Genomic DNA, 11,774 nt, shown 5'->3' with positions numbered 1-11,774 from the left:
TCGACATCGTGGGCGACGGCTGGTGGCGACAGCGGCTCGTCGACCACGTCGGCCGGCTGGGCATCTCGGGCGCGGTGACCTTTCATGGTCACGTCGACGACGTCACCAAACACCATGTGCTGCAAAGCGCTTGGGTGCAGCTGCTGCCCTCGCGCAAGGAGGGTTGGGGGCTGGCGGTCGTCGAGGCGGCCCAGCACCGGGTGCCGACCATCGGCTACCGGTCATCGGGCGGGCTGTCGGATTCGATCGTCGACGAGGTGACCGGGATCCTGGTGGACACCCACGCCGAGCTGGTGGACCGCCTCGAGGAGCTGCTTTCCGATCCGGTGCTGCGTGACCAGCTCGGCGCCAAGGCCCACACCCGAAGCGGCGAATTCTCTTGGCGGCAAAGCGCCGACGCCATGCGGACGGTCCTCGACGCCGTGCGGACCGGCCACCCGATCAGTGGTCTGGTGTAGCGCCAAGAGCCGGGCCGCGAGAGTCGACCCCCAAGCGCCGGCCCGCGAGACTCAATCCTGAGCGTCCTTTATCGGCGTGTCGCCGCCGTCGTTTAAGTGTCGCCGAACCGCTGCGGTGCGCGAGCGCCACGCGCCGACCAGCGCGCCGGCGCCGCCCACGATCAGCGCCGCCAGCCACGCCAGGTGTGCGATCAGCGTCGCCGTGCGCGCGCCGGCGGACACCCCGGCGGTGTCGCCGCCGATTCGGTAGAGCGCGATGTCGTCGTCGCGGTAGGCCGCGGTCAACGCATCGAGGGTGCGGGCGGACGCCCCCATGTCGCCCGCGGTGTCCGACTCGACGACCAGCCAGCCCACCCCGGCCGGGGCCAGGGCGGCCGGATCGGGACCGGCCAGCAGCAACTGCTGCACCGCGCGGGCGCGGCTGCCCTCGCCGGGGATCACGGTCCCCGAGATGGCCAGGTCGCCCGTGCTCAGCACGTCGGCGCGCACCCAGCGGGGCAGCGGATCCAGCACCGGCGCGCGGCCCGACCAGCTGTAGAGCCGCATCGTGCCGGCCGGCAACACCGCCACCGTCGCGGGCCGCTCGTTGATCGTTGCGGCCACCGCGGCCCATCCGCGCGGATACTGCACGGGGGACACCTGGCCCCACACGCCCCAGGCGAGGTCGGGCAGCGCGAAGATCAGCGCGAGGCAGCAGACCGGCGCCATGATCGCCGGCCACAGCCACCTCTGCAGCGTCACCACCGCTCCCGCGCCCGCCAGCGCGTATCCCGGCACGGCCAGCGCCACCCACTTCTGTCCGTCCCGCAGCACCCCGAAGCCGGGGACGGCGTCGACCACCGCGCCCAGCAGGTGCAGGCCCGGGCCGGTGGCCAGCGCGGCCGGCACCAGCACGGCCGCCGCCGCCAGCGCCAGCAGCGGACGCGCCGCCGGGCGGCGCAACACCGTCGGCACCCCGGCCGCCACCACCCCAAGCAGCACGACGGCCGACGCGGCCGCGAACAGGGTGGTCCGCGAAATCGGCACCGCCTCGCCGTTCCAGATCCCGCCGAGGCCGGCCAGGCTGCCGAGCGTCCCCAGACCCGGCTCGGCGCGCGGCGCGAACGCGGCCACGCCCAGCGTGTTCGCCACCGAGTGAGAGGACAGCGACGCGCCCAGAACCGCCGCGGTCAGCCAGGGCAGCGCCGCCACCACCGCGGCGCCCAGCGCCACCGCGGCGCACAGCCAGCGGGGCCGGGCCGCCCCGGGGGCGGCGACGCACACCAGCCCGACCGTCGCGGCGAGCAGCAGGCCGGTCGGCGTCAGCCCGGCCAGCGCGATCCAGAAGGCCAGGCCGAGCAACGAGCCGGCGCCCGCCCGCAGCGCCAGCATGGTCGTCGCGACCCAGGGCAGGCAGCCGTAACCGACGAGCAGGCTCCAGTGGCCCTGGAGCAGCCGCTCGGCGACGTAGGGGTTCCAGATCGCCAGGGTGGTGGCGACGAACTGGCCGGCCATGCCCGCGTCGGGCAACGCCGTCGCGACCAGCCGGGCCGCACCCCATCCGGCGAGCCAGAGCCCAAGCGCCAGCAGGGCTTTGACCACGACGCCGCCGTCCAGCACGTGTGAGGCCAGCGCCACCGCGAAGTCTTGCGGCGTCGCCCGCGGCGCCGCCGTCAGCCCCAGCGCGGTATCCGACACAAACGACCGCGGCGTGGACACCGCGTCGCGCAGCAGCAGGTAACCGGGTTTGAGCAGCGGCCCGACCACCAGAAGCGCCAAGACCAGCGCGTACCCGGGCCGGGTCCAGCGCACGCGGCGGGCTATTCCCGTTCGGGCGGGCTGGTGGGCTCGGGCGGCCCGGATTCGGGCGGCTCGTCGGAGCCCAGGGTGGGCGCTTCCGCGTCGGGATCATCGCGCGCCGTGGGGCGCTGCGTGGGCAGCTTCTCGGTTTCGGCCTCGGCGCCGGGCACCGGCTCCTCGAGCCCGCTGCGGCCGAAGAAGTCCTGGTCGCCCCGGTCCAGGCCTGGATCGGTCAACGCGCTCTCGGTCCGCAGGCTGAACGAGGCGAGCAGGCCGCCGGCGACCAGCGCGATCAGGCCGACCGCGGTGAACGTGATCGGCAGCACCCGCGACCACAGCGAGAGCCGGTCCCGTTCGTCGCGTGCGGCGTTGACCTGCGATTCGACGGTGTCCTGGTTGGAGGTGACCTTGTAGTCGGCCAGCGTCAGCTCCGGTTTGAGCGGATCGCGGGCGAAGTAGTGGTTGGCGTGCTCGGTCTCCTTGACGATGGTGCCCGACACCGGGTCCACCCAGAAGGTCCGCTGCGCGGCGTAGTAGCGGGTCATGGTGATCTGCTCGTTCGGGTCACCGCCCTGGATGCCCCACATCGACGCCGACGTGGTCTGCTTGGCGTCCTCGTTGCCGGCCATCAGCGACGGGTAGGCTACGGGGGCCACCAGCTTGCCGTCGGCGTTGTAGCCGATGTTCTGGGTGAACTTGTAGGTGGTCAGGCCGTTGACGTCCTCTTGGCTGTCGTAGTTGACGTCGAACGGCTTCTGCGCGATCGGATCGAAATAGGGGTACGTCTTCTTCTCGGTGTGGAACGGGAACCGGTAGGCCAGGCCGTCGTGCCGCAGCGGCATCGCGGTGGGCGGGTTCTCGTCGTTGAAGGCGCGCGGCTTCTGGACCGAGCCGCCGGTGTGGGTGTCGTCGGACACGGCCATCGCCGTCTTGCGGTTGAGGGTGACGGTGTCGACGATCGCCAGCAGCAGGCCGCTGTCCTTCTGCTTGTCGGTGCGCCGCACCGAGCTACCGACCTGCAGCGTGACCACGTCGGCGTTCGCGGGTGACTCGACGCTGATCTGCTGCTGGGACACCAGCGGCACGTTCTGGTTGACGACGACGTGGTCCGTCGACAGTGACGCGGCGTCGAGCGCGGTTCCGGTGCCGTCGCTGATCAGCGTGGCGTCGATGTCGAGCGGAACCTTGGTGATCCGGCTGGTGGTGTAGGTCGACAACAGCAGCGCGGCGATCAGCAGGGCGGCGCCCAGTCCGATGATCCCGCATGCGGCGAACCGCAACATGACTGCTCGGTTCACGTTGCTGTGCCCTCCTAGTGCTGTCTTAATGCGCCGTCAGCCGCAAACCCGTTTGACCCTAACAGCCGAACGTAAGGCCTCGGCTTACGAACCTGCTGCCCGGTCCTTCGGGTCTACCCATTCGTTCCCCAACGCCGCAGATGCAAACTGTGGGGGTGACCGATGGCCAACGGGTGGGCGGAGTCCGCAGCTTCCTGCCCGCGGTGGAGGGGATGCGCGCGTGCGCGGCCATGGGCGTGGTGGTCACCCACGTCGCGTTCCAGACCGGGCACTCCAGCGGGATCACCGGCCGGCTGTTCGGCCGCTTCGACCTGGCGGTCGCGGTGTTCTTCGCGCTGTCCGGTTTTCTGCTGTGGCGCGGGCACGCCGCGGCGGCGCGCGGCCTGCAGCCGCGGCCCCGCACGGGCCACTACCTGCGGTCCCGGGTGGTGCGCATCATGCCCGCCTACCTGGTGGCGGTCGTCGTGATCCTGTCGCTGCTGCCCGACGCCGATCACGCCAGCCCGACGGTGTGGCTGGCCAACCTGACCCTCACCCAGATCTATGTGCCCCTCACGCTGACCGGGGGGCTGACGCAGATGTGGAGCCTTTCGGTCGAGGTCAGCTTCTATCTGGCCCTGCCGATCCTGGCGCTGCTGGCCCGGCGCCTGCCGGTGGGCGCGCGGGTCCCGGCGATCGCCGCCCTGGCGGCGCTGAGCTGGGCGTGGGGCTGGGTGCCCATCCATTCCGGGTCCGGCACCAACCTGCTCAACTGGCCGCCGGCGTTCTTCTCCTGGTTCGCCGCGGGCATGCTGCTGGCGGAATGGGTGCACAGCCCGATCGACCTGCCGGCGCGGTTGGCGCGGCACCGTGTCGTGATGGCCGTCGTCGCCGTGCTGGCTTATCTGCTGGCGGCGTCCCCGCTTGCCGGGCCCGAGGGCCTGATTCCCGGCACCGCAACGCAGTTCGCGGTGAAGACGGCGGCGGGCTCGCTGGTGGCGTTCGCCTTGGTCGCCCCCCTGGTACTCGACCGGATCGACACGCCGCACCGGCTGCTCGGCAGCACCGTCATGGTGACGCTCGGGCGGTGGTCCTACGGCCTGTTCGTGTGGCACCTGGCAGCGCTGGCCATGGTGTTCCCGGTGCTCGGGACGTTCGCGTTCACCGGCCGGATGCCCGAGGTGCTGGCGCTGACGTTGCTCTTCGGGTGGGCGATCGCCGCGGTCAGCTACGGGCTGGTCGAATCGCCCTGCCGAGAAGCGTTGCGGCGCTGGGAGAAACGAGAGCGGCACGCCGAAATCGACGAAGCCGCCGACGCCGAGGCGGACGCGATCGCGCCCTAACCGGTGCGGTCCATCCACTCCTCGAGCGTGTCCGCGGACGGCAGGCAGATGGCCCGCTCGATCTTCTTGAACAGGTCGGCCCCGTGCTCGACGGTGGACCGGACCAGGGTGCCCAGGGCCTCGACGTGGATGCCGTCGGTCAGCAGGTAGGCGTTCTCACCGACCACGCTCACCTGGGTCGGCACGGCGGTCTCGCGCACAAACGCCTTGGGCCAATGCGTTTCGCGATTCCAGTCGTTGACCAGTTCCATCAGCCGGGGCCGCTCGGTCGCGTCGTAGTGACCGGCGGGGCTGATCGAGATCTCGAAGATGTCCCGCCGCAACCCGTTGATCCGAAGGTTCACGTGCAGCCTGCCGCGCTCGTAGCTGGGCAGCATCATGAACTCCTCGCCGTCGTCGCTGCGGAAGAACCGCAGCTCGCGCGATCGCAGATAGCGTTCGATCAGCTCGGTGCTCAAGGGTTCGATCTGCATGCCCCGATGGTGGGGCCGCGGGCTTGGAGGATTCTTGGTGCCGGTCAGCCGGGTCAGCCGGGCGCTGCCGCCCCCAGCCGCTCGATGATCTCGGCGCGCACCGCCGATCGCCGGGCCTTGCCGGCGTCGTCGCGCAGCGGCGCATCGACGAATTCGACGAACGCCGGCACCTTGTATCCCGCGATGCGTTCGCGCAGGAACTCCTGGACGCCCGCGGCGTCCAGCGTGGAACCGTCCGCCGCATGCACCAGCGCGTAGGGCACCTGGCCCAGGTCGCCCGAATTCGGGTCGGGCACGCCGACGACGAGGCAGGACAGCACGTCGGGGTGCGCCGACAAGGTGTTCTCGATCTCGGCCGGGTAGACGTTGCGGCCACCCACGGTGAACATGTCCACCCGGCGGTCCGACAGGTAGAGGAAGCCGTCGGCATCGAAATGGCCAAGATCCCCAAGGGAATCCCAGCCGTCGCGGGACTTGGCGGTGGCTCCGACGTAGCGGTAGGTGGGCGCGCTGCCGGGCCCGGGCCGCATGTAGATCTCGCCGACCACGCCGGGCGGGCACGGGTTGCCGTCGTCGTCGAGCACCTGCATTTCCCCGGCGACCACCACGCCGACCGACCCGCGGTGGGTCAGCCACTGGTCCCCGGAGATGAAGGTGAGCGCCTGTAATTCGGTGCCGCCGTAGAGTTCCCAGACGACCTCGGGGCCCAGCAGGTCGATCCAGGCCTGCTTGATGGCCGGCGGGCACGGCGCCCCCATGTGCCAGAACCGGCGCAGCGACGACAGATCGTAGGACTTGGGATCGGCGTGATAGACCGGCAGCGTCCGCTGCATGATCGTGGGCACCGTGGTCAGGAACGTGACGCGGTGGTCGGTGATCAGCCGCAGGAATTCGTGCGGGTCGAACCGGCTCATCACCACCAGGTGATGGCGCATCAGCAGCGCGATGGTCGCGGTGGTGAACCCGGTGTTGTGGGACAGCGGGATCGGCACCAGCGTCGTGTCGCCGGGCTGCGCGCCCAGCGGGTAGCCGATGGCCGCGGGTATCCGGGTGTCGCCGGCGGACTCGATGAGCTTGGGCCGGCCGGTGCTGCCGCCGGAGCCCATCGCCTTCCACACCGGCGACACCGCTTCCGGCAACGGTGCGTCGGAGAATTCCGGGCCTGGCGTGAAACCGGTTGGCACGCTCGGTATTTCGGGATGCTCGCGCCCTACCAGCAATGCCGGCTGCCGCAGGTCCAGCAGCCCCTGCAGCTCCGTGTCGGGCAACCGCGCCGACAGCGGCTGCGGTACGGCGCCCAGCTTCCAGCACGCCACCGCCGCCTGGATCCACTCCACGGAGTTGGGCAACACCATGGTCACGTAGTCGCCGACGCCGACGCCGCGGTCGGCGTAGGCGCGGGCCAACCGGTTCGTCGAGGCGTCAAGTTCGGCGCGGGTGAGCGTCAGACCGCCGCAGGTGACGGCGGGCTCGTCGGGCGCGAGTTCGGCCAGGGCCGCGATCTGGGTGCCGATCGGCGGGACCGGCTCACTCATATGCGCCCTGCCGCTCGAAGATGCGGCGGGGGTTGTCGACCAGCATGGTCTTCAGTTGCTCGTCGGTGACTCCGCGCTCTTTGAGCGCGGGGATGACGTCGTTGTGGATGTGCAGGTAGTGCCAGTTCGGTGCCATCTGCGGCACCAACTCTTCGGGTAGCGCGTCGAAGTAGCAGTTGGCGTCATGGGAGAGCACCATCTTGTCGGCATGCCCGCGCTCGCACATCTGCGCCACGATCTTGACCCGTTCTTCGAACGGCGAGATCACGTCGAGTCCGAACCGGTCCATGCCGAGATAGGAACCCGGGGCGATGAGCTCTTCGAGGTACCCGATGTCGGTGCTGTCACCGGAGTGCCCGATGATCACTCGGCTCAGGTCGACACCCTCCTCCTCGAAGATGCGTTGCTGTTCGAGACCGCGGCGCAACCCGGCGTGGGTGTGCGTGGAGATCGGCACCCCGGTGCGCTTGTGCGCCTGGGCGACGGCGCGCAGCACCCGCTCGACGCCTGGGGTGATGCCCGGCTCGTCGGTGGCGCACTTGAGGATCCCGGCCTTGACGCCGGTGTCGGCGATGCCGTGCTCGATGTCGCGGACGAACATGTCGGTCATGACTTCCGGGCCGCCCAGCAAGCCGCCGGGGCCCTCGTAGTGGAACCGGAACGGGATGTCGTTGTAGGTGTAAAGACCCGTCGCCACAACGATATTCAGCTCGGTGGCCGCCGCGACGCGCGCGATGCGTGGAATGTAGCGGCCCAGGCCGATCACGGTCAGGTCGACGATCGTGTCGACCCCGCGGGACTTCAGCTCGTTGAGCCGATCGATGGCGTCGGCCACGCGCTTTTCTTCGTCGCCCCACGCATCGGGGTAATTCAGCGCGATCTCGGTGGTCATGATGAACACGTGCTCGTGCATGAGCGTCACGCCGAGATCGGAGGTATCGATGGCGCCGCGGGCGGTATTGAGTGCTGACACTCCACTGATGCTAGGTCGACTCGGTGGTCGGACAACAGTGCCGATTTGTTCCGGTCCGCCCCGACGGCCCCCGCGGTGCAGTACCGTCACCCTCGTCTTTGGCCGAACCCAGGGAGTCCTGCCATGTTGCTCAATCCCAACAACCTGCAACGCCAGTACCCGGATCGTCGTTCCGGAGAGATCATGGCCGCCACGGTCGACTTCTTCGAGTCGCGGGGCAAGGCGCGGCTGAAGCATGACGACCACGAACGCGTGTGGTATTCCGAGTTTTTGGACCACATCGGCCGCGAGCGCATCTTCGCCTCACTGCTGACGCCGTCCGAGTACGGCGCCGACGACTGCCGATGGGACACCTACCGGATCAGCGAGTTCGCCGAGATCGTGGGCTTCTACGGACTCAACTACTGGTACCCCTTCCAGGTGACGGCGCTGGGTCTGGGCCCGATCTGGATGAGCGACAACACCGACGCCAAGCGCAAGGCCGCCGCGCAACTCGAGGCCGGCGAGGTGTTCGCGTTCGGCTTGTCGGAGCAGACCCACGGCGCCGATGTCTACCAGACCGACATGATCCTGACGCCGTCAGAACACGGCTGGACCGCGAGCGGCGAGAAGTACTACATCGGTAACGCGAACGTGGCGCGGATGGTCTCGACCTTCGGCAAGATCGCGGGCTCCGACGAGTACGTGTTCTTCACCGCCGACTCCCAGCACGATCGGTACGACCTGATCAAGAACGTGGTGAACTCGCAGAACTACGTCGCCAACTACGCGCTGCGCGACTACCCGGTCACCGAGGCCGACATCCTGCACCGAGGCCAAGGGGCGTTCCACGCGGCCCTGAACACCGTCAACGTCTGCAAGTACAACCTGGGCTGGGGCGCGGTCGGCATGTGCACGCACGCCATGTACGAGGCGGTCACCCACGCCTCCAACCGCGTTTTGTACGGCACCGTCGTCACCGACTTCAGCCATGTGCGGCGGCTGCTCACCGACGCCTACGTTCGGCTGATCGCGATGAAGCTGGTCGCCACCCGCGCCTGCGACTACATGCGCAGTGCGTCGGCCGACGACCGCCGGTACCTGCTCTACAGCCCGCTGACCAAAGCCAAGATCACCAGCGAAGGCGAGCGGGTGATCACCGCCCTATGGGACGTGATCGCCGCCAAGGGCGTCGAGAAGGACACCATCTTCGAGGCCATGACCCGCGAAATCGGTTTGCTGCCAAGGCTCGAAGGCACGGTGCACATCAACATCGGGTTGCTGGCCAAGTTCATGCCCAATTACCTGTTCGCGCCGAACGGCGATTTGCCGTTGATCGGACGCCGCGACGACGCGGTCGACGACTCGTTCCTGTTCAACCAGGGGCCGACCGGGGGCTTGGGCAAGGTGCGTTTCCACGATTGGCGGGCGCCGTTCGAAAGCTACGCGCATCTACCTAATGTCGCGCTGCTGCGCGAGCAGATCGACGTGCTGGCCGAGATGCTGGCCAGCGCCACCCCCGACGCCGCTCAGCAGAGGGACATCGATTTCGCGTTCGGGGTTGGGCAGCTGTTCGCCACGGTGCCCTACGCCCAGCTGATCTTGGAGGAGGCCCCGTTGTCCGGAGTGGACGAGGCGCTGACCGACGAGATCTTCGCCGTGCTGGTGCGCGACTTCAACGGCTATGCCGTCGAGCTGGCCGACAAGTCCGCCACGACCGACGCGCAGGCCCGCTTCGCGATGCGGATGATCCGGCGCCCGGTGTTCGACCACACGCGCTACGACCAGGTCTGGAAGGAACACATCCAGCCGATCAACGGCGCCTACCAGATGCGGCCGTAGGCGCGAGCGTCACGCTGGCGTGACGCTCGGGAGGCGGCGTCACGCCAGCGTGACGTTCGGCAGGATGACAACCGGCCTACCCTTGACTGTGACGCAGCTCACCGTAATATGACCAGTGGTCATCGACGCTAGGAGGCCGCATTGCCAACGGTGACTTGGGCACGGGTGGACCCCGCCCGCCGCGCCGCCATCATCGACGCCGCGGAACAGGAATTCGGAGCGCACGGGTTTTCCCGAGGCAGCCTCAACGTCATAGCCCGGCGGGCCGGCGTCGCGAAAGGCAGCCTCTTCCAGTACTTCGCGGACAAGCGCGACCTGTTCGCGTTCATCGCCGACATCGCCAGCCAGCGGGTGCGGGCGTACATGGAAGACCGCATCCGCGAGCTGGACCCGAGCCGGCCGTTCTTCGACTTCCTGACCGACTGGCTCGACGCGTGGGTGGCCTACTTCGCCGACCACCCGCACGAACGGGCGCTGCACGCCGCGGCGACCCTGGAAGTCGACACCGAGGCCCGCGTCAGCGTGCAGAACGTCATCCACCGGCACTACCTGGAGGTGATGCGGCCGCTCGTTCGCGACGCGAAGGCGCGCGGGGATCTGCGTGCCGACTCGGACACCGACGCGCTGTTGTCGTTGCTGCTGTTGATATTTCCGCACCTGGCGCTGGCGCCTTACATGCGCGGCCTGGACCCGATTCTCGGGCTCGACGAACCCACCCCCGAACAGCCCGCGCTGGCCGTGCGCCGGCTTGTCGGGGTGCTGGCGGCCGCCTTCGCTGCGGCGCCGCGCCCGCCCGTCCGCTCAGCCCCACAACAATCCGAGGAGATGACATGACACGCACGCATTCGGGCTCGATGGTCAAGGGGGGCCTCAACTGGGACAGTCTGCCGTTGCGGCTGTTCGCCGGCGGCAACGCGAAGTTCTGGAACCCGGCCGACATCGACTTCTCCCGCGACCGCGCCGACTGGGAGCGGCTGACCGACGACGAACGCCACTACGCCATCCGGCTGTGCGCCGAGTTCATCGCCGGTGAGGAAGCGGTGACCGAGGACATCCAGCCGTTCATGTCGGCGATGCGGGTCGAGGGCCGCCTCGGCGACGAAATGTACTTGACGCAGTTCGCTTTCGAGGAAGCCAAGCACGTCCAGGTGTTCCGCATGTGGCTCGACGCCGTCGGCGTCACCGACGACTTGCATCAGTACCTCGACGACATCCCCACCTATCGGACGATCTTCTACGAGGAGCTGCCCGACTGCCTCAACGCCTTGTCGGTCGACCCCTCACCGGCGGCGCAGGTGCGGGCCTCGGTGACCTACAACCACATGGTCGAAGGGATGCTGGCGCTCACGGGCTACTTCGGCTGGCACAAGATCTGCGTGGAGCGCGGCATCCTGCCCGGCATGCAGGAGTTGGTCCGCCGGATCGGCGACGACGAGCGGCGCCACATGGCGTGGGGGACCTTCACCTGCCGCCGCCACGTCGCCGCCGACGACGCCAACTGGGGCGTCTTCGAGACGCGCATGAACGAGCTGATGCCATTGGGGTTGCGCCTCATCGAGGAGGGCTTCTCCCTGTACGACCCGATGCCGTTCGGCCTGTCGGTGGACGAGTTCATGCAGTACGCGGCCGACAAGGGCATGCGCCGCTTCGGCACCATCTCCAGCGCCCGCGGGCGGCCGCTGGAAGAGATCGACCTGGACTACTCGCCGCTGCAGCTCGAGGACACCTTCGCCGACGAGGACGAGAAGGCCCTGGCCGCCGCGTCCGCCTGAGGCGGCTATTCGACCTTGCTGCCGCCGGCGGCGTCACCGGCGTCGACGTCGCCGATGGTGGCGACCCGTCCCCCGCAAGCGGGAGGTGCCCCCAGCGCCCGGCTGCGCCGCGCTTGCGATCGCCACTAACCGACCCACACCGTCTTGGCGTTGACGAACGCGCGGATGCCGAGGCCGGCGAGCTCGCGGCCGTACCCGGAACGCTTGACGCCGCCGAACCCCAGCTCGGGGTAGGACACCGTCATGCCGTTGATGAAGACCTGGCCGGCCTCGATGTACCGGGCCAAGGACATCGACGAAGCGATCGAGATCGCCAACGCCACCACGTTCGGGTTGGGCTCCA

The 11,774-nt window shown here is 69.0% G+C and carries 11 protein-coding genes; 5 read left to right on the top strand and 6 right to left on the bottom strand.

Annotated features, from left to right (window positions below):
• On the top strand, positions 1–458 hold a 458-nt coding region (locus A9X03_RS07140), incomplete at its 5' end, for a glycosyltransferase (RefSeq protein WP_156746497.1).
• A 51-nt stretch (positions 459–509) separates the two neighbouring features.
• Here the strand turns inward: A9X03_RS07140 and A9X03_RS07135 are convergent.
• Both A9X03_RS07135 and A9X03_RS07130 read right to left on the bottom strand, forming a co-directional pair.
• A complete protein-coding gene (locus A9X03_RS07135; RefSeq protein WP_068260365.1) occupies positions 510–2,249 on the bottom strand; it encodes a hypothetical protein in 1,740 nt (579 codons plus the stop codon).
• Between the two features lie 8 nt (positions 2,250–2,257).
• Positions 2,258–3,535, bottom strand: a complete 1,278-nt coding sequence (locus tag A9X03_RS07130) for a DUF3068 domain-containing protein (protein WP_156669885.1) — start codon at positions 3,533–3,535, stop codon at positions 2,258–2,260.
• A 140-nt stretch (positions 3,536–3,675) separates the two neighbouring features.
• Between A9X03_RS07130 and A9X03_RS07125 the strand changes: the two genes are divergently transcribed.
• Positions 3,676–4,857: an acyltransferase gene (locus A9X03_RS07125; RefSeq protein ID WP_156746496.1), complete on the top strand. Its 1,182-nt coding sequence runs from the start codon at positions 3,676–3,678 to the stop codon at positions 4,855–4,857.
• Here the strand turns inward: A9X03_RS07125 and A9X03_RS07120 are convergent.
• From A9X03_RS07120 to A9X03_RS07110, 3 genes are read right to left on the bottom strand one after another with little or no spacing between them, the layout of a single operon-like run.
• A complete protein-coding gene (locus A9X03_RS07120) occupies positions 4,854–5,330 on the bottom strand; it encodes a YbjN domain-containing protein (protein ID WP_067891120.1) in 477 nt (158 codons plus the stop codon). The genes A9X03_RS07125 and A9X03_RS07120 overlap by 4 nt on opposite strands.
• A gap of 53 nt (positions 5,331–5,383) precedes the next feature.
• On the bottom strand, positions 5,384–6,865 hold the full coding sequence (locus A9X03_RS07115) for an AMP-binding protein (protein WP_068260359.1): 1,482 nt from the start codon (positions 6,863–6,865) through the stop codon (positions 5,384–5,386).
• Positions 6,858–7,838 (bottom strand): phosphotriesterase, encoded by a 981-nt coding sequence (locus A9X03_RS07110; RefSeq protein ID WP_067891125.1) that lies wholly within the window; start codon positions 7,836–7,838, stop codon positions 6,858–6,860. Before A9X03_RS07110 ends, A9X03_RS07115 begins: the two co-directional genes overlap by 8 nt.
• Before the next feature lie 123 nt (positions 7,839–7,961).
• Between A9X03_RS07110 and A9X03_RS07105 the strand changes: the two genes are divergently transcribed.
• From A9X03_RS07105 to A9X03_RS07095, 3 genes are all read left to right on the top strand, one after another.
• Positions 7,962–9,659, top strand: coding sequence for an acyl-CoA dehydrogenase family protein (locus tag A9X03_RS07105; protein ID WP_068260356.1), 1,698 nt, complete (start codon positions 7,962–7,964; stop codon positions 9,657–9,659).
• A gap of 141 nt (positions 9,660–9,800) precedes the next feature.
• A complete protein-coding gene (locus A9X03_RS07100; protein ID WP_067891128.1) occupies positions 9,801–10,493 on the top strand; it encodes a TetR/AcrR family transcriptional regulator in 693 nt (230 codons plus the stop codon).
• Complete coding sequence (locus A9X03_RS07095; protein WP_067748233.1) at positions 10,490–11,431, top strand: R2-like ligand-binding oxidase; 942 nt, start codon at positions 10,490–10,492, stop codon at positions 11,429–11,431. Before A9X03_RS07100 ends, A9X03_RS07095 begins: the two co-directional genes overlap by 4 nt.
• Before the next feature lie 125 nt (positions 11,432–11,556).
• Here A9X03_RS07095 and A9X03_RS07090 read toward each other — a convergent pair.
• Positions 11,557–11,774: aldehyde dehydrogenase family protein (locus tag A9X03_RS07090; protein WP_231975363.1), on the bottom strand; the 218-nt coding region annotated here is incomplete at its 5' end.

It is taken from the genome of Mycobacterium sp. E1715, assembly GCF_001667625.1.
In the GTDB taxonomy this organism is placed as follows: domain Bacteria; phylum Actinomycetota; class Actinomycetes; order Mycobacteriales; family Mycobacteriaceae; genus Mycobacterium.
Note: the sequence above shows the minus strand (reverse complement) of the source record. Positions and strands in the feature narration are given on the sequence as shown.

Excerpts from the sequence above, each read along its gene's own strand:
- A9X03_RS07125 (WP_156746496.1), top strand. The coding sequence starts at position 3,676 with ATGCAAACTGTGGGGGTGACCGATGGCCAACGGGTGGGCGGAGTCCGC.
- A9X03_RS07120 (WP_067891120.1), bottom strand. The coding sequence starts at position 5,330 with ATGCAGATCGAACCCTTGAGCACCGAGCTGATCGAACGCTATCTGCGA.
- A9X03_RS07115 (WP_068260359.1), bottom strand. The coding sequence starts at position 6,865 with ATGAGTGAGCCGGTCCCGCCGATCGGCACCCAGATCGCGGCCCTGGCC.
- A9X03_RS07105 (WP_068260356.1), top strand. The coding sequence starts at position 7,962 with ATGTTGCTCAATCCCAACAACCTGCAACGCCAGTACCCGGATCGTCGT.
- A9X03_RS07095 (WP_067748233.1), top strand. The coding sequence starts at position 10,490 with ATGACACGCACGCATTCGGGCTCGATGGTCAAGGGGGGCCTCAACTGG.